Consider the following 20,521-nt stretch of genomic DNA (forward strand, 5'->3'; position numbering starts at 1 on the left):
ATGGGTCTCGCGATTCTGCTGGGAGTCTTCGGGGTGAGTGTCATACTCGGGGTTCCAGTCGCATTTGCGATGGGGATCTCGGCCGCTGCCGCGTTCTGGTATGAAGGGTTCCCGTTGCTGATGACGTTTCAGCGCGCGATCTCGGGCATCTCGACGTTTTCCCTGCTCGCGATACCGTTCTTTGTCTTTGCCGGAGAGCTGATGCTGCACGGTGGCATCGCTGTAAGGCTTGTCCGGTTTGCCTCCGCACTGGTTGGCCATGTCCGCGGTGGCCTCGCGTCGGTCAATATCTTTTCCAGCATGCTGTTCGGGGGGATATCCGGCTCAGCGATTGCCGACATTTCGGCGCTCGGGTCATTGCTGATCCCGGTGATGAAGGAAAAGGGCTACCGCCCTGACTATGCGGTCAACGTGACCGTAACCTCGTCAATAGCCGGCATTGTGATCCCGCCGAGCCACAACATGATCATCTTCGTTGTCGCTGCCGGCGGTGGAATTTCAATCTCGAAACTGTTTCTGGCCGGCGTCATCCCGGGCATGGTGATGTGTCTCTGCCTTGCGGTTGCCGCTTATGTGGTCGCCCTGAAGCACAATTACGGGTCAGAACCTTTTCCAGGGTGGCAGGTTGTCCTGCAGACTGCAGTCAGCGCCATACCAGGTCTCATAACTGCGGTCATCATTGTCGGTGGTGTGCTCTCTGGCGTCTTCACGGTTACGGAATCCGGTGCGTTCGGGGCAATTTACGCGCTTGTCCTGACCGCGGTTGCCTATCGGACACTTGGCTGGAACGAGTTTGTGATCTCGGTGACGTCGGCGCTGCGCACGACCGCCATGGTGATGATCCTCATCGGATTTGCAAGTTCGTTCGCCTATCTGCTGGCCCTATACCAGGTCCCGTCAAAGCTGAGCGAGTTTCTGCTTGGCATTTCCGAGCACAAGATCGTCATTCTGCTCATGATCAATATCATGCTTCTCATGCTCGGCATGATCATGGACATGGCCGCCCTGATATTGATCTGCACGCCTATTTTCCTGCCGATCGCGCGCGACCTCGGCATGGACCCGGTCCAATTCGGCATCATGCTCCTGGTCAATCTCGGCCTTGGACTTTGCACACCTCCGGTAGGCACTTGTCTTTTTGTCGGATGCGCGGTCGGCAAAATAAAGATCGAGGAAGCCCTGAAGTCGATCTGGCCGTTTTACCTGGCGCTTTTCGTAGCACTCATGCTGGTGACCTACGTTCCCGCAATCTCCATGTTCCTGCCTTCGTTGTTCGAGTAGTCGGTTTTGAAGCACTCTCATTTGGAAGACGTCGGCAGGCCGATGTCATTACGCACGCCGTTCACCGGAGACGGAAGAAGTGGGAGTTAACGGAAGCGAGGGGGCATGCTGAGTGTCAGGAACAACCTGCCGGTGCCCCGGCCGCGCGCGTGCCCGGATGTGGCCTGAGCTCGCCGGGAATCGAATGAAGACACATCCGGTTTCCATCCTGGCGACTGCAATTCTGTCTTTCGGCGCAACGCCCGCAACTGGTGAACCTCTCAACGAGATCAACGATCGGACAACCCTGTCGCGGGTTTGTGCGCAGACCTTTGCAAGTCTCGCTTCGTTCGCGGCATGTTCTTGCGCGAAACTGCAGGAGCACCTGAGGTGGAAAAGTTCATTGAGGGAGAAAAAGGGCTTGCTTCCCAAGGCTTCGGGCACTAAACGGGATTTGCTGGAGAGGTGGCCGAGTGGTCGAAGGCGCTCCCCTGCTAAGGGAGTAGACGGGCAACCGTCTCGAGGGTTCGAATCCCTTCCTCTCCGCCATATTTCTTATTACGTATTTGTATTTTGGGGCAAATTCTCAAGGTTGCCCTTCAGATCATCATTCAGGCCATCAAGCGACTAGGGTGTTCTCGACTTTGCCGTTCGTTCGAGATATTTTTCCTCAAGCTCTTGTGGAGTGCTACCCAACGTACTCTCGGAGAGGGTTAGAGTTTTCCGGCTTCTTCCACGGTGACGGGCTGCGGTCGCCACCGGGATCATGCAGTGCGATCGGGACGTTGTCTCCGATCGCAGAATGAGGTCGGTCCTCATTGTAGTGTCTACGCCATTTCTCCATCTTTTCAGGTTCGTCCGCAAGGCTCAGGAACCAATGGGCGTTCAAACACTCTGCTTTGTACCTTCCGTTGAAAACCTCAATGAACGCATTGTCGGTGTGTTTGCCAGGCGGGGAGAACTCCGGCGGAACGCCGCGCTTGTAAGCTCACAGATCCAGAGCGCATGAGATGAGTTCCTAGCCCTGATCAACCCGGATCAAACAAGATCACCTCGTACGCACCGTGAATGGATACCGCCAGCCTGATCGCATCTCGTTGAACAGCGTTTTTGCCGGGCACAGGCATCAGAGCTTTCATTTGACAATGTCCCGGAGAATTTCCTTGTCGAAAGACAAGTCAGTGACGATCTTCGTCAGCCGGGCGCTTTCCTGCTCAAGCTCTCGCAGCCGCTTCAACTCAGACGGATTCAGGCCGGCATATTTCCTGCGTCGGTTGAAATAGGTCACCTGGCTGATCCTGGCAGATCTCAGCAACAGGCAAATCTTTGCCCCGCGAAGTCCTTGGACGTCAGGCGACAACCGGCAGGAGAAGTCATGACTTGGTCGTCCTGGAACGATGAATCGGCTTGGCCGGATTTCCCGCCACTATTGTGTTTGCAGCGACGTCCTTGGTCACCACGCTACCCGCCCCGACAATGGCACGGTCGCCAATGGTGACGCCCGGCAGGATCACGGCAGCGCCACCGATCCAGACCTGATTGCCAATTGTTACAGGAAGGGCGATTTCCAGGCCGGCGGTACGCTTGTCTGGGTCCTGATGATGTTCAGGACAATAGATCTGGACATTCGGCCCAAGCTGACACTGATCGCCGATCGTAACGGGGGCGCTGTCCAAAATAGTGCAACCTGCGTTCAGGAAAGTGTCGTCACCCAACGCTATGTTGAAACCGTAGGGGCAATAAAAGGGTGCTTCGATAATGGCCGTCGGAGCGTTCAGCAATTCCCGCAAGGACGGACCCATACCATCCCGAGCTCCCGGGTGCATGAGGTTATGCTCGTGGACCGCGGATTGCGCGACTTTTCTCAGAGCGTCCAGCTCGGGATCCAGGCACGAGTACCATTCGCCTGCGGCCATTTTCTCGCGTTCGGACTTTACCATGAAGCCTCGGGGTACATTGTTCACTTCCGCCAACAGGAAGCTCGGTGTGACTTAAGATGAAGGATCGTATTCAAGTTGCAAATAGAAAGCAAAATGCGTGCTCATGAATCACCTGGAGGAGGGGGCGCGCTACCTGAAAGCAGATTGACCAGAAAGTCTTTTGGAACCAACGTCCGGTCGTCCCACTTCTGTGACCACTGGATCATTGCCAGAAACACAGGAGCCAGATCTTTTCCCTTTTCAGTCAGCAAATAAATGGATTTGCGGGCGTCGTCCGGATCGGGTCTTTTGTCTAGAATTTCATTGTTTACCAGATGTTCCAGCCTGTTGGCCAACACATTCGTTGCAATACCTTCCTCGGATTTCACAAAGTCGGTATACCGCATCGCAGAGCCAAACATTATGTCGCGGAGGATTAACATGCTCCATTTGTCTCCAAATGCAGCCGCAGCATAACGGAAAGGGCAACCCACCCACTTTTCTTTGGATATTTTCGCCATGTTTCTTTTGGTAGCACAGCCGATCCTAGTTGTAAAAACGAAGTGGAAGGGCCTCAGGTAAGGGTCTTGATGCCATGTGTGGTTTTGAACTCGGCCCGAATTTTAAATGGGCCGTCGGCCACTTTGATGCATTCTCCTTCCAGTCTGTTACCAAGCCAACGCGTAATCTTCCCTGCGTTTGGGTGTGTCACCTGGAGGGACTGCAGACGACACCCACAATCACTCATTCGGGCCGCAACGTGATCACCAGACGGCCATTGCAGCAATGTCGGAAAGGCGCCATCAAGGGGAAGTGAACCATCGGGTGGCACGGAAATTTTCCAGGTTAGGCTCCCGCGCGAAACTTCGGCGACGTTTCCTGCCAGGCCGTCAAGTGCTGCTACCTCTTGTTGAATTGACCGCGTGCCAACGATCCAGGTCAATATCCTGGGTGGTCCTCGAAAGCTGTCGAGGTTGTACCAGCGAGGCTCGGTCGGGTTTGAGGCGCTGGGATCGATTGCTATGACCTCAAGAAACGAAGCCGGTCCCAACGACATCAGCAAATTGTGCGTTCCCATGCGTGGGTGCTGCCCGCCTGGCGGCATTTCGACCTCAAGGCATTCACGGACATAAGCAGCACCTTCGCCAAGGGACTTTGCACCAATAGCGATATGGTCGAAGAACAGGGGTGTCGACGCCGCGCTGGTGGTGACGATTTTCTTGGAGTTCAAGTGCTATCCTCTCTTTACAGGCCCGGAAAAAATCTATGCTTCCCAACTCGCGCGACTGCGAACCTTTTCAGACCAATTAACGGCATGAATACAATCACTTGGGACCGAAAGATCGAAGATGTCAGCCAACATCAGGGCTGTCATGCCGTGGACATCCGCGAACGTGAACACATCTCCCGCGATGAAGGTTCGACCATCTGACAGCTCCTGATCCAGCCATCGCCATTTTCCCGGCATCACACGCCGTTGGGCCGCCGCGAAATCCGGCACTTGCTCGATGACATCGGCAAAGAGGGGAAGCTGGTGACGGACCATTAGACCAATCGGCAGAAACAATTCCTGATAGATCCGCTGGCTCCACATCTCGATGTGGCCGATCTCAAAGGGGGTGCACCCCATCAGAGGCCTTTGGGGAAATGCAAGATCCAGGTACCTGCAAATGGCGATGCTATCAGCGATGACACTGCCATTGTCGAGTTCAAGTACCGGCACCTCGCCGAGAGAATTCAACTTTCGAAATTCTGCTGATCGTGTGTCCGTGCCCAACTCCAACTGCACCGTTGGGACTGCAATCCCCTTTTCGGCAATGAAAATCCGTACACGTTTCGCATTCGCTGCCTGAGCATCATAAAGCTTCATGGCTGATCCCAGTGCGGCGGCCGTGTGGATCCGATGCCAGCAAGGCTTGATATGCTTTCTCGCCATCGTGCTAAGGAGGGAAACTCTTCATCAAGTCTATCGAAACCAAACAATTTCATAGAGGCAGGCTTTGTTTCCAAAGCGCGCATAACCCGGCCAACGTCGGGATATGCGACAGCATCGGCTGCAGATGGTTTTTCTCCGCAAAGAAACGCATCTTCATTTAAATTCTGCTCAAGGACGCGCAGTTCGATTTTGAGCAGCTCGGAGGCCCGGGAAATCTGTTCCGGATCGTCACGATCGAGTTTTGGTTCACTCTCAGGGCCGCTGAATACCGGAAACACGACCCCATTGGTTGCCGCGAGAAGGTAGTCGCTGTATCGAGCCGCTGCCTGCCAGATACGCTTTGTTTCTTCGGCGCTGCTCCCAAAGAGGGGGCGGTCGGGGAACCAATCATCAAGCAGACCAAGTATGCTGAGCGACTCCCGGTGGAATTCGCCTTTGTACTCGACGGCGGGAACCTTGCCATGCGGATTGATGGCCAAATAGGGAGCCTGCTTATGCTCATTTTGCGAACCGTTGAGATAGTTCACTTCATATTCGAGGCCCTTGAACTCAAGCCCCAACAGGACTCTCCAACCCATAGGCGAGCCACTGATATTGTGCACAAGGATGCTCATCCAATGCCTTCGTGTGTCGTTGCGGTTGTTGTACAGTCCGTACCCTCAGTTGCTCCAATGGACCGGAAGAGATTTTTCAAAGCCATCCAGGCCTTCAATGCGACGAGCCCATGCATGTCCTTTGGGGAACTTCTGATCGAGATCGACGAAACCCAGTTCCGTCATGAGGTTCGGGTGCGTTTCGAGCGCTCTGGCGAGGATGCGGATTTCAGGATAGGTAACGGCGTCGGCAGCTGTTGGGGTGTCACCGGCCATGAAATCTTGGCCATCTAGACGACTTTCCAGCCACTGAAGCTCATACATGACGGTATCTGCGGCTTCGTGAAGGTCAGGGTTCGCATTTTCCGCGCCCTTGAAGAAGATCGGAAGAAGCAGACTGTTCATTCCGTCCCTTAGTTTGTCGGTCGCATCACGGGTGGCTGACCAGATCCTGGCATGTTCCTCCGGGCTGCTGCCGAACAAGGGGAATTCCGAAAATTGCTGATCGAGCCACGACAGAATCGCAAGGGAGTCGGTGATAACGACATCGCCGGCAACGAGCGAGGGGACGCGCCCGCGCGGATTGATTTCGAGATATGAGTCCGACTTGTGTTCGTCGTCCGACAAGCTGAGATATCTGACTTTCATATCCAGGCCCTTGATGACCATGCCGAGCAGCACACGCCAGCCTCGGGGGGAGCCGCTGATTGTGTAAATGGTGGGTTCCATACTCAATTACCTTCCGTGGAGTTGTGTGTTTCGTGGTGACCTGGAACCTGGACAGGGGCTCTATCTGTCTTGGTGCGGTTTGGATCTCCACCCGGAACGATGGAGTCTTTGTCGCGGCTTCCGCCCTGGCGATTCTGTCAGCGAAGACTGGCAGGAGCGCGTCGCCCGTTTCAGTCAGGGCAAATTCGAGGTGCTGCGAACCGCTTTCTCCTTCCAGCTTCTTCATCAACCCTCCTTGCAGAATCTTGTTCAGCCGAGTGATGGGATGGTTTGTCGAGATGTCTTCGGCAGACTTTGCGAGCCCAACAAAATGCAATGGTTCTTTGAACAGCTGGTCGCGCAAAACAATGAGGCTCCAGCTAACGCCCAAGATGAAAGCCGCGCAGCGCCGTGGGCAATCGAGCCTGTCTTCTGGGGAATGGATATCATGAGATTCAAATATCCAAATCACTTGCTTTATGCAAGTTAAATATTGATCTCTCTGAAAAAAGAGTCTACTAAAATGCAGAAACCACTAGAGTTGCCAAAGAGTGGAGAAGGGGCGTATCCGCTCGAAGCGAAAACAAAGTGCAAGTTTGCAAGTTAAAATTTTGTGGGTGTATCAGGCAGGTTAAAGAGCCCGCGCTAAAGACATTGAACGAAAGAGGGAAGAAATGAACGGCCGGAACTACAAGAAATCCATCCGCGTGATTGCGACTAAAGAGGTTGCGTTCGACGCTCTTACAGCTGGCATCGACAAGTGGTGGACGAGTGAAGCAGGTAAATTCGAGAACGAGGGCGATGTTGCCAAGTTCGGTTTTGCCGGCCGCAAGGGTTATTGGTCGTTCAAGGCGACGAAGCTGGATCCAGATCTTGTTGAGTGGGAATGCGTTGAGGCCTTGCATATTCATGATGGCTTGCCGGACGAGACAGAGACAGAATGGCTCGGCACCCGGGCAGTCTGGTCGATCGAAGAGAAAGACGGCGTTACCGATATCCAGCTTGAACATCAGGGTCTGACACCGGATCTTCACTGCTATGAGGTTTGTGAAGCGGGGTGGGACATGTTCTTTGTCGACAGCTTGAAAGCGTATCTTGATACCGGCATTGGGAAGCCGTTTTCCTGAAACCCTTGTCCGGGTTCGTGCATCCTGGAACTCCAATGGCGGACGACGAGCTCACGTTTTAGACATGCCGGCTCATCCGCTGGTTATCGCCGACGTGCTCCCGGTTCCTGCGGCTGCCTGAATGGTGGCGTGCTGCGACGAAACACACTTTGAGCCCGCCATTGCAGAGACAAAAACAACGATCTCTGTTCCCGTAAGCGATGCCCTGCGGCAGTAACAGGCGTTTGTGTTCGAGCCAAAAGCAGCTGCGTTCGATGGCAGCGAACCGGCACAAAGGTCTCCACATGAGCATGTTGTAAAAACCAGAGTTTGTGAGGAGTGCCGTCATGGCAATCGGGTTCACAATGACGGTCAGCAGAGGTAAGGCTTGACAACTAAGCTATTTAGCGAAATATTCGCCAAATAGCGAAATTAAACATCAGGACAATCCCATGACCCCGACCCAAAAGGCAGCACTTGATCAATTTTACGCGGGTGCCACCGCGCAAGATGCTTCCATGATCCGCCCACTGTTGACCGATGACTTCACGTTCAAAGCTCCGATGATGAACTTCGATGAACCAGATGCCTATGTTGCGCATCTGGTCGGGTTTTGTGGCTATGTGAAGGATTCACGCCATATCGCCCAAGGCAATCATGTCGTGCATGTCTTCACGTTGGTGGCGACGATGCCCGACGGTGAGAAGGAGTTGGAAATGTGCGATATTTTCACCTTTGTCGGCGATAAAATCGCGAGGCAAGAACTCTATACAGGCTCAAAACAATTCCCTGAAGAACAAGCCGCCTAGCCAACGGGCATTCTTCCCATTCCCCGGTCAACGAGGGCATAGATGCAAGAGATAACCCCAGAACTTGTGCGCACCTTTTCTGCGCTCAGCGATCCTGTGCGGATGGCAACGCTCGCCAGGCTGGCCGAAGGACCAGCCACTGTGGGAGAACTGGCAGAGCCGTTTGCGCTCTCGGCAGCAGGGTTTTCCAAGCACCTGTCAGTTCTTCAGTCTGCGGGATTGGTTGACAAGCAGCTTGATGGCCGCAAGCACATTTGCAGCCTGAATGTGGAGCCTTTGCGTGCAGCCTTCGATTGGCTGTCTTTCTACCGGCACTTCTGGTCGGACAACCTGGACAGGCTGGATACGTTTCTTGGTCAAATCAGCGCCAAGGACACAGGAAAGAATACAGGCAAATGACCTCCAGCCACAGCGTTTGGCAAACGCGAATTTTGAATGCTCCGCCCGAAGAGGTTTGGGACGCCTGGACACAGCCAGAGCTTATGAAGCAATGGTTTTGCCCGCTGGGAATGAAGGCTGTCGAAGTTGAGGCCAATCTGGAAATTGGTGGCTCCTTTCGTATCGTCATGGATGCGAGTGACGCCCCGATGCGGCCGCCACCGGAAATGGGGAACTTCCTGACCGCCTATGGCACATATCAGCATATTGAACCTCAGAAAGAGTTGGTCTTTTCCTGGGCGTGGGAAGGGCGGAACGAAACCAGTCAAGTGACGATCACACTTGCCTCCAGGGGTGACAAGACGGAGCTGGTGCTTAGACACGACGGGCTGATGGATGAAGCCAGCCGGATATTCCATGAAGACGGTTGGACACCAACGCTGGAAAACCTGTTGCATTATCTGAATGGCCGAGAAAAGCAGGTGAAAAGCGCACGAGAACTCTCACCTTCAGTGCCCTCGTTTCCTGCATTGCGATATTGAAAGAGGCCGAGGATGGCGCGCAAAGATGCCCTGGCATTCAAAAAAATGGCAAATCGTCAGCAAGGCACAATCTCAAGCACCGTTCTTTGTCTTGTCGTAGCTCATGACATGAGCTGTGATACGAAAGGCCTCATTGCCCGGCATCGCTCCTGAAGCGGTATGAACATGCTCAAAGCCGACTGATCTGTAGAAGGCAAGCGCAGGCTCATTACCTGAAATCACCTCCAGAAAAATCTCGGGCCCACTTCGGTCGACCACGGCTTGCGCCAAAAGTGAGCCGATACCGGTTCGATAGCAGTCTGGATAAACATAAAGCCAGGTGAGTTCAGATGCTGAAAATGCGACAAACCCATCAACACGGCCATTCATTTCAGCAACAAGCAACTGGTATTCGAAAAGACCTTCCCGAGCCGCAGCGATGCGAAGCGGAATGAACGCTTCCTGCAGATTTGACAGTCGCAGCTCATCCAAACGAGCGGCATCGTGGATGTCGCAAATACGTGGAAAGTCTTTAAGCTGGTAAGGACGGCAAAAGTATCGGGTCATCAGGTGGAGCTTCGGGTCAATGTCGGAGCAGATGTGTTCAATCGGCCACTTGTATTGGGTCAGTTCAAGAAAAACGAAGGATCGGTCACACGGCCGATCCTTCTGAAACTTGCACAACATGGACGTCTGGGATCATCGAATCCACTTTAGCCGGTTGGCGACGCCTTGGTTTTAGGGGCAAATGACAACCAGGTACCCAGTATCGTCCCGTGCAGGAATATGAAACCTCCCGCAATCAGGAACCATCCCGTCAGATCGGCTATTTCAACCTTCGCAGCGATTCCCACCAAAGCCGAAGCAGCTGCATACAAGCTGACGCACCAGCTGAGTTTAAGCGCTCCCCAAAGGCCGTCGGTTGCCCATTTGGAGTGGATGTAAAGAGAGGTAATTGCGGTTGCTTCCATGATCCATGCAAGAAAACCGAATGCGTAGATCGGATCGGCCATGCGAGTAAATACGCCAAGCTCGACATAACGTTGCTCAAACAGGGCCACATGCCAGACGATGCTGGTCACCGCAGTCAGGACAAACGCTCCGATCCATGTAATCAGAAACCGGGAGTTCATGCGGCTGCCATCCCTGTGCCGGTGATGACATAGGCTTTGTTTTCTGTTGGTTCGGTGTGTCTCAACAGGGACGCAACGTGATTGGCAATCTTGTTTGCAGTTAGCGGCTCATCCCATTGATTGAGAAACTGGGCGACTGGTTTGCCAACTGCGGCTGAATATGCTTCAGCTGCCGCAAGGCCTAGGACCGTCCCCTGAATCAGTTGCTTCGGTATGATTGAATAGAACGTGAGTCCCAGATCCAGAAGCTCGGATTCCTTTTGCGCATAGTCAGTCAGGAAGTGCTGCATCCGTTTTGCGCCGGCATACCCTCCCGATAGCCGCGAACCGGAGAGGCCGGCACCACTCGAAAAGCTCACCACAACGCCGCCCTTTTTCATGGGCTGCGTCAGCGCGGCCGATGAGAATGCATGAGCAATTTTGGTGTCCGTGTTCCACGCACCGCTGAACTCGTCCCAGGATTGTTCGTGAAACGGGATCATCTTTGGCTCATAGCCGACGGTCAGTATCAGAAGATCCGGATCAATTTCCTTCACCAGCTTATCGGCCACTCCTTCAGAGGTGGCATCCATGGCCAGCGTGGTGATTAGCGGTGCTTCGGACTTCAGCTTTGCCAGACAGTCCTCTCCCCGGGCTACGACGGTAGTGTCGGTTCCTTGACCGGACAACAAAAGCGCGAGTTCTTTTCCGGCACCACGACTTCCGCCTACAATCAGGGCTTTCTCGTAACGTTTCATCTGCTTGCTCTACTATTTTGGAGGATTGGTGAGGTGTCGTGACATGTCACCGAAGATGGGGGCGGACACGACTCGGGAAGCGAACATCCACGATCCCGTTTTTTTGGAAAACGTATCAGCGTAGCTCCCCGAAAAAATGGGCTGCAGTGGAAGGTCTTCGACTTGTTGAAGGACCGTCAGATAGCTCGAAGCAACGGCTGTTTGGCGATTTGTGGCGACAGATATGTCAATGTTTGTGAGGACATGCTTCGTTTTCGGAGTGCCATCTTCGTAAAGAATGGTCCCCGAAAACAGTTTCATGATCCCTTGCCGGCCTTGTACCGTTGCAACGCCTTCGATCGAAAATTCTGCATCTTCAAACAGCGCAGCACATTCGCTTATCAGACCGGCATCAAGGGTCCGGCAGTATTCATTCAAAAGGTGATTGATTGCGCTGCGATCCTCCAAATCAGTTCCCGGGCCGGTTGAAGCGCACAAGGCGGTGGGCACCAAAGGCAACATGCTTGCTGCCAATAAAATTTGTCGACGGTTTCTCATGCGGTTTCCATGCTCTTTGACATTGTCATGTAATGAGCACCGCCATGGCAGCGCAAAGACAGGCGATACCGACGGCAATGCCAAGTGGTTTCGGGTCTGGCAGTGTCTTCTCCAGCGTTACGACTACGGTCAGTAACGCGACCCAAAAAATATTCATGACACCACCCATGAAGAGCAGCAGCATCAAGGGGAGAGAAGAGGCGAGGCAGTTCACTCCATAGGTCAAGCCGTTGTGAAACGGAGAAGCCTTGGATGGAACGGTATGACAAGTTGCCAGACTGCGGGCCTTGAAACCTGTGAACTGATAAAGCCCCGCGATCACAAGCAATGCCGCGCTGAACCATGTGTTGGTGCTCCACATGTTCATGCCGTGCAGCAGACCGGCATCTACCAGTTGGTACTGGATTGCGGCAGCAGCCATGGAAAACCCGAGCCAGACGATCGCGTAGCTGATCCAGAATCCGAGCATGTTTGCCGCCGCCGGCAAGCTCCCTGTGCCATGCGAGGGTAGATGCCTCAAGGCCCCGGGCATCATCATCGCGAGCATCATGGTCCACCACATGAATGTCATGGACATCACGCTGATACTGGCAGGAGATCTGATCATTGCGACATGATCGGAGGTCGGAGGAAGACCTGGAGCGGACATTTCCCAAACCTCCATGCCGGTTCCGGCCCCGGTGAAGAAGAATGTCCAACAAGCCAGAGTGGTGACAATAAGGGCTGATCCGGCAATTGGTGCGTTGCGCAGCAATCGTCTGACACCAAGATCAATAGGCGTCATGATGCCTGACCCATTCCATGGGGTTGCCGGCAGGCGGTTCGTTCCGACCCATGGGCACCATGTCTATGTAGCTGTACGCTGCGTTGGTTACGTCGAGCCCGCGACCATAGGTGGAGTAGGTATGATAGAGACTGCCTGCTTCGTCCTTGGCAAAGACACTTGTGCCATGGGCTTCATCCATTGGATAGAACGTCTTTTCCTTGAAGTTGTAGGTGACCGGGTTTTCGGGCTTGTGGTCAGAGCCAAAGCTGACATCGAAGTCTGCGTTAAATCTGTTTGCGTGCGAGGACACCCAGGTGAAATTCCATCCCATGCGTTTCTTGAACGGCAGCAGCAGGCTCATCGGTGCTCGTGAGATAGCCACGAACGCAATATCACGACCGTTCAGGTGAGGTTCCAGGCCATTGAAGCTGTCCGCCCAGAATGAACAGCTCTTGCACCCCTCGATCCATTCGGGGCCAAACATGAAATGGTAGACAATCAACTGGCTCTGGGCGCCGAACAGGTCAGAGAGTGAGGCTTCGCCTGTTTCGGTTTCAAAGACATAGTTCTCATCGATCTTCACCCAGGGAAGTGCGCGACGTTCTTCGGAAAGGGCGTCCTTTTGCATGGTATGGGCTTTTTCTTTCTCAAGAAGTGTCTTGCGAGCCGATAGCCACTCCTCGCGGGATCCTGTCTTGATCGGTTTCATGCTGGTTTCCTCTTCCAATTTGGCCCGGAGATCAGAGATCACGAGGGCAATGGTGTTTGACGGAAACTATATTGAATCTTAGTATCTATCGACAAGAAGGCAGAATTTTCGTATATAGTACCAAAAACAATACTATTGAAATGGAGTGGTGACCGATGCTCGACAAAGCCTCAAAATCGGCAGGTCAAAAGTCTGACGCTAACCAATCTTCACAGACTGAACTGTGCCCGATGCCGGACATCGCGAAGTTGATTGGAGGAAAATGGAAGCTGATCATTCTGCAGATACTGATCTTTCAGGGCACCAAGCGATTTAACGAGCTGCGGCGGCTTTGTGATGGTGTCACGCAGACGATGTTGACCAACCAGCTGCGTGCTTTGGAAAGTGACGGTCTTGTCGAGCGAAAAATCTATGCCGAAGTGCCTCCGAGGGTAGAATACACGGCGACACAGAAGGCCCTGGATCTGGAAGAGATGTTCGAGGCGATGCACAATTGGTGGCTCAGCCACAGTTAGTGTCGGCTGGAGGCTTAACTGCATTTCCGGTATTGATCACACCACTTCGGAGGATACCGCAGTGAAGCCCACAGGCATCGCCAAGCAGGTCGATGCCCGGCTTTTTCAGCAGCATCGGCAGGTATCGGCTGAGCGTGTTCAGTCGGACACGTCTAACCAAAACTGATCCGATCGAGAAGTCTCGACCGACAAGCTCTGGAAGTGGTCCACCACCGACGTCACGTCACGTCGCTGCTCAACACCTGCAATTCCTTCAACATGAAAATCTTGAACCAATCTCAGGGTTTCTGACGCCATGAGCGAGATGTTTTCGGCAACCGGAATTGGCGAGAATTTGCCTGTGCCGGAGAAATGTCGATCTCACTCAATGTCTTTGCGTGCATGACAATTGGCTTTTGCCAGTCGCGAACTGGAGCACCCGTAGATTTTGCAACCTTTGTCGCCAGCAGAGTTCCGACCCACATTCTAAGTCCCTCGATTACTGTTCACCAGTGCGACGCGCTGCATAGCGAGAAGAGCGAAAACAAGTGCTGCGAACCCGCATGCGGCTATCGAAACTGTCATTGTGGTGATCGTTTCATCAAAGAACGGGCCGACCAAAAGTACGGCCGCAGCGCCGGACATCCACTGCATTGCACCACCCACTGACGATGCCAGGCCCGCAATCTCGGGGTGATCATGGATCGCAAGAACAGACGCGGTTGGAATGACCAGGCCAAGGCAGGCATTCGCGACAATCAGCACAGCGGAAACCGTGATCAATCCACTGTACCCGCCGGCGCTCAGCGCAACGAGCAAGGCTGTCAGTGACGCAAATCCGAGGATCGCACCCAACACCAGCCGTTGAGGTCCAAATCGTTTGCCGAGCGGTGCAGCGAACTGACTGGCTCCAAAGAACCCAACAGCGTTTATCGCAAAGGCGACGCTGAACTGTGTTGGCGACAGGCCGAAAGTCTCCGTGTAGGTGAACGGCGCGGAGGCGATGAACACAAAGAAACTCGCAAGCCCGCAGCAGTTGACCAGCGACATACAGAGAAATTGGCGATGGGATAGCAACTTCCCAACCCCGGCCGTCATGGTTCCAACATCGAGAGGGCGCCTGTTTTCGACCGGCAGGGTTTCTGTAAGCACACATGTCGTGAGCACCAAGGCGAGAATTGCCAAAAGGCAAAGAAGGCCAAATACGATCCGCCAGCTTCCAAGCTGAAGCAGACCGCTACCGATCAAAGGCGCAAATAACGGAGACACGCTGACGACGATCATGATGGTGGACATAAGCCTGGTCGCCGCATGTCCTGTATGGTTGTCTCTGACAATTGCCCGCGGGATCACGCCCATGGCTGCGGCTCCCGAACCTTGCACGAACCGCGCTCCAATGAGCCATTCCGCATTTGGCGCAAAGAGGCAGCCAATTGAGCCAAGCAAAAAGATGAACAAGCCAGAAAAGAGCGGTGCTTTGCGTCCGAATTTATCCGACAGTGGTCCAAACACCAGTTGCCCAAGACCGAATGCGATCAGGAAAATGAGGATGGAGGCCTGACTGGCTGTGACCGTCGTCCTCAGATCGCTCGCAATTGTGGGAAGCGCCGGCAAGTACATGTCAATTGCAAATGGACCAACACTCGACAGCAGACCCAATACTGCTCCCAGTTTCCATAAATTGCTATTCATGATCGCTCCGATTGAAGAGTCCCTTTGAGCATGTCAAAGACGCTAAATCACAAGAAAACCGGTAAACTCAGAAGCTCGACCAGCCGCCATCGAGAGTGATGGTTTCGCCGACCATGTAGGAAGAATCTGCAGTGGCAAGGAACAGGACCGCTTTGGCAATTTCTTCCGCCGTGCCAATGCGGCCCATCGGAATCGTCCCTTCCAGCATCTGCATCAAACCCTGAAGCTCTTCCTCGCTCATCCCGAGCTTGCTCATGCTTGGCGTAGCAATCGGCCCGGGTGCGACGGCATTGACGCGAATTCCTTTTGGCAGCAGTTCAACACCAAATGTCCTGGTCATGGAGATGAGCGAGGCCTTCGTAGCTGAATAGGCGCTCGTGTTGGGAACTCCCAGACCTGCGAGGTTTGAGGCGTTGATCACCACGGTTGCTGCTCCGGACAAAAGAGGAATCAGCTTCTGCAGCGTGAAGAACGGGCCTTTGACATTGGTGCGATAGAGGTGGTCGAACTGCTCTTCCGTGACAGATTCAACGGGACAGGGAAGGGTTATGCCGGCATTGAGGAACACCGTGTCGACCCTGCCAAACTCATTTCCCAAAAATTCGATAAGACTGTCAATCTCAGCCAAATTCGTCTGATCGGTTTTCCGACCGATAGTGTTTTTGCCCAAAGATGCGGTTGCAGTGTCCAACCGCTCTTGATGTTGTCCTGTGATGCAGACTGACGCACCTTCATCCAGAAACGATTTGGCGGTTGAATAACCGATCCCCGTTGATCCGCCGGTTATGAGCGCAAGTTTCCCGTCCAGTCTTGTCATCAAAATTCCTAACCTTGTCCAATGAGCGATTTTCCTGAAAGGGAGCATATGTATTTGGTATCGTTGAGCAAGTAGGCAGAATTTTTGTATATAGTATTGAAATTCGTACTAATGGACTTTTCAGGCGATATGGGACCTTTGCAATCCAAGTACTGGTGGTATCCAAAGAAAGACCAAAGACCAAAGACCAAAATGGTAGAACTTGAAACCAGGGACTCGTTCGACACATCCGCTCCAGGACAAGTGACCCCGGGACAGATCACTTCAGATGGGAGGCAATGCCGTTGAAGGTCCCTATGCAGGACAATGCGACACCGCCGGTGTTCCAGACCGGGGGGCGGCGAACAGCACGCCTGAGCGATTGACGATGGATTGAGACAGTTTCTCAGACTTGGTGATGAAGCCCGGGAAGAGGCGATACTTGCCCAATTCCAAGTCAGCCAAACAGTGATGACGGCCAATGCGCATCTGGTCACCGGTCGAGAGTGCCTACTGGACAAGCAGAGTGCGTTTGGTAGCGCCTGCGGGTTCAGTCCCGCGGTTTACGGATGAACGATCCGACAATCCAGAATGCCAGATAGTGTGTCGGCGGTTAGCCGAATTGCACAAAGAGCTTTTTGATCTCTTTGATAGCGTTGGTCTGCATTAGCGCCAGCTGCAGGAGTATCCTGGACTTTTGCGGGCTCAAGCGCTGGGAACCGATGAGATCGGGAATGTCGTTCTGCTTCAATGGCAGGGTCGCACCTGACAAGGCACGTGAAGCCATGACGACGACGATGCCATTTTCACGAGCTGCCCGCAGGGCTCGACGCTGGTCAGGCGTCGCGTAGCCCGGAGGCAGTCCGGCGACAACTAAACCCTGAGCCCCCGATGCAATGGCGGCTTCGACAAGCATCCCATCAGAACCAGCGTAAGATGAAATGATATCAACTCTGGGCCAAGCTTTGTTCTGTCTAAGCTCAAGCGACGGTGAACAACGGTGTGGTAACGTTCTAAACGTGACCGACTGCCCATTGACTTGACCGACCGGTCCGGAGTTTGGCGCCTTGAATGCATCGAGGGCGAAATTGTCGGTCTTGGACACATCGCAGGCCGTAAAGATTGACCCGTTCATCACAACAAGCACACCTCGGCCGCGCGCCTTCGGGTTGGCCGCTACCTTTATCGCACTCCAAAGATTATGCGCAGCATCTGAAGAAATCGCGTTGGCAGGTCTCTGAGCCCCGGTAAACACAACCGGCATCTCGGATCCGTACAGGAGATCGAGTGCGAATGCGCTTTCTTCCAACGTGGCAGTTCCGTGAGTGACAACCACGCCGGAGAGATTATCGAAATGCTGAGACGCTTGCAGGATCTCAAACTGCAATGCAAGCCAGAATTCAGGCCCAAGTTCCGTGCTTGAAACAGGCTCAAACCCGGAGGTCACGATGTCGATATCCGAAAATGACAGACAGAGCCTGTCCAGAAGTTCCCCGGTCGAAAGCCGTTTGCCCGAGACGGGATAGTCATGCAGATCGAACGGATCGACACCCATGCATGAGATCGTCCCCCCCGTTCCGATCACCAGAACTGTTTGTTTCAGATAGCTCTCGCCTGCACACACTTTCGTCTCGCCTCGTTCAATTTCTCTCGCCGTTCCAATTCCAACTTACGCCATGGCATTGCCGATAAGCACCTTCTGCCGCTCACACGCAGCTGTCCGGTGACCAAAGGCTTTGCGATAGCCCGGATCTGCGTATAGGGCGACCAGGGCCTGCAGGTTCGGGTAGGATCCGATGGCAATCACATCCCAATCTTCTTCTGCACCGAGGAACATTCCGCCGAAAGCTCCCACGAAAAGGAACGACCCGCCGGCACGTTCCATTGTTGGAATGCTCACCTCGGCATAAGAGTTGAAAGCATCCTGACCGGTAGCTCCAGGGGCACCGTCGATTGAAACGGCTTTGGTGTAGTCGGCCATCTCCCGGAGCTTGAAGAAATTGATGAGGGTAATTTCGGAATCAGATGGCCTTTCCAGGATGTTTTGCCACTGATCGACATTGGGGCAGCTCCCATCGTGACCGTCACCATACCACGCTGCGAATTGGGTAACTTGTTCATTCATGACGTTTGAATTCCTTCACAAATCAGATATTCTTTACATCTGTAAATAATAAGGTGACTTTACACGTGTCAAGAAAAAAGGCGAGGGGTGTTACCCGAAATGAGATCCTGGATCGCGCTTGGGATTTGATCTCGGAGAAGGGTGCAGACATCTCCATGAGCCAGATCGCGGCGGAATCCCGCGTTAGCCGGCAATCGGTATACCTTCATTTCAAGACACGCGGAGGCTTGCTGCTCGCGTTGGTTCAAAGGGCCGACGAACGGTTCGAAGTGAAAGAGGGATTCTTTTCAGCGTTGGAAATCGAGGATCCAGCGCAGCGCCTGGATGAATGTTTGAAAGTATGGTTCGAATTTGCCGTAATAATTCATCCGGTGGCGACTGATCTTATCCGGCTCAGAAAGACCGACGAAGATGCAAATACCGCGTGGACTGACCGAATGGCAGACCTGCGAACCTGGGAGCGTCAACTTGTGCAATCGTTGGCCGATGACGGTGCGCTATCAGATGACTGGCAGGTTGATGACGCGGCTGACTTTCTATGGTCGAGCACATCGATCCAAATCTGGGACATCCTCTACAATGATCGGTCCTGGAACGCTGCGAAGATCTCAGGAATCCTGAGAAGGTCCGTAGCAAAGACGCTCCTTCACTAGTGCTCTTGGAACGTGTTTGTAGATTGTATGGGCCAATGTGATGATCACACTGGCCCGAAGCCGATCAATCAACAATATGTCCCGCAGAGTTGTTGATCATTGTTCCGGCCAGAAATGAAGCCATGTCTGACGCTGCAAATGCAAAGACAGCAGCTGTATCGCTGGCTTCAGGGAGTTTCTTGAGAGCTGTTTTGTTCTGCTCGATAAAGTCCTTCATCTCATCGAAACCCATGCCCATGTTGGCGCCCATGGTTGCGAACGTATACTCGATTGTCGGTGAATCGGGCATCGCCTCCGACCGTACACCCAGGACCCGGACGCCAGCTGGACCGTATTCATGTGCCAACGAACGCATCAGTCCTTCAGTTGCGGCATGTGAAGCTGTGAGAGCAGGTGACCAGGGAGATCCGACCTTCGCGAGGGTTGATGTGTTCAAAATGATCACTCCGCTGCCGACTTTCGACATATGCCGATATGCTGATTTTGCGGTAACGAACTGAGACGCGGTATCGACAGTCAAGGGCATCATAAACTGCTCATGCGTAACTTCAGCGGCTGGTTTGCCGTGATTGTAGTTCGCGGGTGGGGCGCCGGCCATGTTGATCACGACGTCAATCGAACCCTGTGTAACGGCCACCTTGTCCAGATAGGCATCAACAGCGCTTTCGTCAGTCGCATCCACCTGTGCAGTTTTGAGTGAGCCGCTTTCCATCAAGCGATTGCCGGCGCGAAAAACCTCTGCTCCTTCAGCTTCAAAACGCGCCGCAATGTGCCGGCCGAGATGCCCAGTTGCGCCAAAAATGACGGCAGTTTTGCCTTTGAGTAACATATTCTTACCTTCTGATTTGCAGTTTCACTTTGTTGATTTGTGAAGTGTCAGAACTCGACCGCAAAACACGGCCGGGTCGGAAATTCGTCAATCAGAAGTGAAGTTGGATATTAAGCATGAAATCACAAGAAGGCAGAATTTTTATATATAGGCAGTAAAACAATACTAATGGAAAATCTTGCATGATGCCAGATGCACGCCGGTCACATGATACTGGCGCGCATCAGGTACATGTCCAGAACGACTGCTATTCCGGTGACTGGTATCCATGGGAATGGAGCATTCCGGCGTCCCGGCCAAAAATAGAAGGGTTTCCTTCGATACCATGCCCATCTACCAGCCGGTTGAAGAAACTGAATAGCGACACGATGGCCACAAGATCCTTCAGTGCAGCCGGATCATTGCCTGCATCCACCACCACCACTCTGTCCCGCTCCGTAACCTTGCCCGGTTCCAGTGTCAGTTTCCTCACGAAATTCAACAATGCTTGTTGTTTCGCATCGATAGCGGCATTGCTGCCGTCGGTCAGAAGGTCTCTCAGCAAATCGATTGACACACCAAACTGTCGAGCGACCGCTGCGTGAACCCCGTGGCAGAAATTGCACGCATTCAGTCCGGAAACATAGGCGGCAATAAGCTCCCTGTCCGGTATGGGAATTGGGCCATTTCCCCGCATTATGTTGTCGGCGAACTGAAGGAGCGATCCGTAGCGTTCTGGGTTAGAAAACAGGATGTCTCCGATGCTGGAATCTTCGTCGAATTCCTTAAAAACGGGCATGTATGTCCTCCGCATTGAGTTGTGTTGCCGGAAAAACCGATT

The 20,521-nt window shown here is 53.4% G+C and carries 26 protein-coding genes, 1 tRNA gene and 2 pseudogenes; 8 read left to right on the plus strand and 21 right to left on the minus strand.

What is annotated here, in order from left to right:
• Both ACO6TI_RS16085 and ACO6TI_RS16090 read left to right on the plus strand, forming a co-directional pair.
• Entirely contained in the window at positions 1 to 1,281 is a 1,281-nt protein-coding gene (locus ACO6TI_RS16085) for a TRAP transporter large permease (RefSeq protein WP_055112301.1), read from the plus strand.
• 438 nt (positions 1,282 to 1,719) lie between these two features.
• A tRNA-Ser gene (locus ACO6TI_RS16090) sits at positions 1,720 to 1,809 on the plus strand.
• Positions 1,810 to 1,948: 139 nt separating this feature from the next.
• Here the strand turns inward: ACO6TI_RS16090 and ACO6TI_RS16095 are convergent.
• The 9 genes and pseudogenes from ACO6TI_RS16095 to ACO6TI_RS16135 all read right to left on the minus strand — a co-directional run.
• A pseudogene (locus ACO6TI_RS16095) lies at positions 1,949 to 2,248 on the minus strand (integrase core domain-containing protein); the annotation flags it as partial.
• Positions 2,249 to 2,395: 147 nt separating this feature from the next.
• Positions 2,396 to 2,548 (minus strand): hypothetical protein, encoded by a 153-nt coding sequence (locus tag ACO6TI_RS16100; RefSeq protein ID WP_422382869.1) that lies wholly within the window; start codon positions 2,546 to 2,548, stop codon positions 2,396 to 2,398.
• An 85-nt stretch (positions 2,549 to 2,633) separates the two neighbouring features.
• Positions 2,634 to 3,200, minus strand: coding sequence for a sugar O-acetyltransferase (locus tag ACO6TI_RS16105; protein WP_422382870.1), 567 nt, complete (start codon positions 3,198 to 3,200; stop codon positions 2,634 to 2,636).
• Between the two features lie 101 nt (positions 3,201 to 3,301).
• Positions 3,302 to 3,700: a winged helix-turn-helix transcriptional regulator gene (locus tag ACO6TI_RS16110; RefSeq protein ID WP_196998460.1), complete on the minus strand. Its 399-nt coding sequence runs from the start codon at positions 3,698 to 3,700 to the stop codon at positions 3,302 to 3,304.
• Between the two features lie 53 nt (positions 3,701 to 3,753).
• Positions 3,754 to 4,410: a VOC family protein gene (locus ACO6TI_RS16115; protein WP_422382871.1), complete on the minus strand. Its 657-nt coding sequence runs from the start codon at positions 4,408 to 4,410 to the stop codon at positions 3,754 to 3,756.
• Between the two features lie 33 nt (positions 4,411 to 4,443).
• Positions 4,444 to 5,049 carry a glutathione S-transferase family protein gene (locus ACO6TI_RS16120; RefSeq protein WP_422382872.1) on the minus strand — a complete coding sequence of 202 codons (606 nt, stop codon included), beginning with the start codon at positions 5,047 to 5,049 and terminating at the stop codon, positions 4,444 to 4,446.
• On the minus strand, positions 5,046 to 5,729 hold the full coding sequence (locus ACO6TI_RS16125; protein WP_422382873.1) for a glutathione S-transferase family protein: 684 nt from the start codon (positions 5,727 to 5,729) through the stop codon (positions 5,046 to 5,048). The genes ACO6TI_RS16120 and ACO6TI_RS16125 overlap by 4 nt, the downstream gene beginning before the upstream one ends.
• 45 nt (positions 5,730 to 5,774) lie before the next feature.
• A complete protein-coding gene (locus tag ACO6TI_RS16130; protein ID WP_422382874.1) occupies positions 5,775 to 6,437 on the minus strand; it encodes a glutathione S-transferase family protein in 663 nt (220 codons plus the stop codon).
• A 199-nt stretch (positions 6,438 to 6,636) separates the two neighbouring features.
• Positions 6,637 to 6,888: pseudogene (locus ACO6TI_RS16135) on the minus strand (hypothetical protein); the annotation flags it as partial.
• Between the two features lie 202 nt (positions 6,889 to 7,090).
• Between ACO6TI_RS16135 and ACO6TI_RS16140 the strand changes: the two are divergent.
• The 4 genes from ACO6TI_RS16140 to ACO6TI_RS16155 all read left to right on the plus strand — a co-directional run bounded on the left by ACO6TI_RS16140 (position 7,091) and on the right by ACO6TI_RS16155 (position 9,251).
• Complete coding sequence (locus ACO6TI_RS16140; RefSeq protein WP_108872930.1) at positions 7,091 to 7,543, plus strand: SRPBCC family protein; 453 nt, start codon at positions 7,091 to 7,093, stop codon at positions 7,541 to 7,543.
• Between the two features lie 431 nt (positions 7,544 to 7,974).
• A complete protein-coding gene (locus ACO6TI_RS16145) occupies positions 7,975 to 8,331 on the plus strand; it encodes a nuclear transport factor 2 family protein (RefSeq protein WP_422382875.1) in 357 nt (118 codons plus the stop codon).
• A gap of 42 nt (positions 8,332 to 8,373) precedes the next feature.
• Positions 8,374 to 8,730: an ArsR/SmtB family transcription factor gene (locus ACO6TI_RS16150; RefSeq protein ID WP_108872928.1), complete on the plus strand. Its 357-nt coding sequence runs from the start codon at positions 8,374 to 8,376 to the stop codon at positions 8,728 to 8,730.
• A complete protein-coding gene (locus ACO6TI_RS16155) occupies positions 8,727 to 9,251 on the plus strand; it encodes an SRPBCC family protein (protein ID WP_422382876.1) in 525 nt (174 codons plus the stop codon). Before ACO6TI_RS16150 ends, ACO6TI_RS16155 begins: the two co-directional genes overlap by 4 nt.
• 72 nt (positions 9,252 to 9,323) lie before the next feature.
• Here the strand turns inward: ACO6TI_RS16155 and ACO6TI_RS16160 are convergent, their stop codons facing one another.
• The 6 genes from ACO6TI_RS16160 to ACO6TI_RS16185 form a co-directional block, all read right to left on the minus strand.
• Positions 9,324 to 9,797 (minus strand): GNAT family N-acetyltransferase, encoded by a 474-nt coding sequence (locus ACO6TI_RS16160; RefSeq protein ID WP_350184999.1) that lies wholly within the window; start codon positions 9,795 to 9,797, stop codon positions 9,324 to 9,326.
• Positions 9,798 to 9,943: 146 nt separating this feature from the next.
• Complete coding sequence (locus tag ACO6TI_RS16165; RefSeq protein ID WP_422382877.1) at positions 9,944 to 10,363, minus strand: hypothetical protein; 420 nt, start codon at positions 10,361 to 10,363, stop codon at positions 9,944 to 9,946.
• Positions 10,360 to 11,100 carry an SDR family NAD(P)-dependent oxidoreductase gene (locus ACO6TI_RS16170; protein ID WP_108872925.1) on the minus strand — a complete coding sequence of 247 codons (741 nt, stop codon included), beginning with the start codon at positions 11,098 to 11,100 and terminating at the stop codon, positions 10,360 to 10,362. The genes ACO6TI_RS16165 and ACO6TI_RS16170 overlap by 4 nt, the downstream gene beginning before the upstream one ends.
• A gap of 12 nt (positions 11,101 to 11,112) precedes the next feature.
• Positions 11,113 to 11,721 (minus strand): nuclear transport factor 2 family protein, encoded by a 609-nt coding sequence (locus ACO6TI_RS16175; protein WP_350185001.1) that lies wholly within the window; start codon positions 11,719 to 11,721, stop codon positions 11,113 to 11,115.
• Entirely contained in the window at positions 11,663 to 12,421 is a 759-nt protein-coding gene (locus tag ACO6TI_RS16180) for a DUF2182 domain-containing protein (protein WP_196895798.1), read from the minus strand. The genes ACO6TI_RS16175 and ACO6TI_RS16180 overlap by 59 nt, the downstream gene beginning before the upstream one ends.
• Complete coding sequence (locus ACO6TI_RS16185; RefSeq protein WP_350185002.1) at positions 12,408 to 13,112, minus strand: DUF899 domain-containing protein; 705 nt, start codon at positions 13,110 to 13,112, stop codon at positions 12,408 to 12,410. Before ACO6TI_RS16185 ends, ACO6TI_RS16180 begins: the two co-directional genes overlap by 14 nt.
• 230 nt (positions 13,113 to 13,342) lie before the next feature.
• Between ACO6TI_RS16185 and ACO6TI_RS16190 the strand changes: the two genes are divergently transcribed.
• Entirely contained in the window at positions 13,343 to 13,627 is a 285-nt protein-coding gene (locus tag ACO6TI_RS16190) for a winged helix-turn-helix transcriptional regulator (protein WP_209004443.1), read from the plus strand.
• A 465-nt stretch (positions 13,628 to 14,092) separates the two neighbouring features.
• Here ACO6TI_RS16190 and ACO6TI_RS16195 read toward each other — a convergent pair whose 3' ends face one another.
• The 4 genes from ACO6TI_RS16195 to ACO6TI_RS16210 form a co-directional block, all read right to left on the minus strand.
• Complete coding sequence (locus tag ACO6TI_RS16195) at positions 14,093 to 15,298, minus strand: multidrug effflux MFS transporter (protein WP_350185003.1); 1,206 nt, start codon at positions 15,296 to 15,298, stop codon at positions 14,093 to 14,095.
• A 67-nt stretch (positions 15,299 to 15,365) separates the two neighbouring features.
• Complete coding sequence (locus ACO6TI_RS16200; protein WP_350185004.1) at positions 15,366 to 16,115, minus strand: SDR family oxidoreductase; 750 nt, start codon at positions 16,113 to 16,115, stop codon at positions 15,366 to 15,368.
• Positions 16,116 to 16,707: 592 nt separating this feature from the next.
• On the minus strand, positions 16,708 to 17,718 hold the full coding sequence (locus ACO6TI_RS16205) for an asparaginase (protein WP_350185005.1): 1,011 nt from the start codon (positions 17,716 to 17,718) through the stop codon (positions 16,708 to 16,710).
• A gap of 45 nt (positions 17,719 to 17,763) precedes the next feature.
• Complete coding sequence (locus tag ACO6TI_RS16210; RefSeq protein WP_422382878.1) at positions 17,764 to 18,219, minus strand: DUF1330 domain-containing protein; 456 nt, start codon at positions 18,217 to 18,219, stop codon at positions 17,764 to 17,766.
• 65 nt (positions 18,220 to 18,284) lie between these two features.
• Here ACO6TI_RS16210 and ACO6TI_RS16215 point away from each other — a divergent pair, with 65 nt between their 5' ends.
• Complete coding sequence (locus tag ACO6TI_RS16215; RefSeq protein WP_422382879.1) at positions 18,285 to 18,872, plus strand: TetR/AcrR family transcriptional regulator; 588 nt, start codon at positions 18,285 to 18,287, stop codon at positions 18,870 to 18,872.
• A gap of 64 nt (positions 18,873 to 18,936) precedes the next feature.
• Here the strand turns inward: ACO6TI_RS16215 and ACO6TI_RS16220 are convergent, their stop codons facing one another.
• Both ACO6TI_RS16220 and ACO6TI_RS16225 read right to left on the minus strand, forming a co-directional pair.
• A complete protein-coding gene (locus ACO6TI_RS16220) occupies positions 18,937 to 19,701 on the minus strand; it encodes an SDR family NAD(P)-dependent oxidoreductase (protein ID WP_422382880.1) in 765 nt (254 codons plus the stop codon).
• 247 nt (positions 19,702 to 19,948) lie between these two features.
• Positions 19,949 to 20,479, minus strand: coding sequence for a carboxymuconolactone decarboxylase family protein (locus ACO6TI_RS16225; RefSeq protein WP_422382881.1), 531 nt, complete (start codon positions 20,477 to 20,479; stop codon positions 19,949 to 19,951).
• Positions 20,480 to 20,521: the final 42 nt, after the last annotated feature.

Origin of the sequence: Roseibium album (genome assembly GCF_965233825.1) — a bacterium.
In the GTDB taxonomy this organism is placed as follows: domain Bacteria; phylum Pseudomonadota; class Alphaproteobacteria; order Rhizobiales; family Stappiaceae; genus Roseibium; species Roseibium album.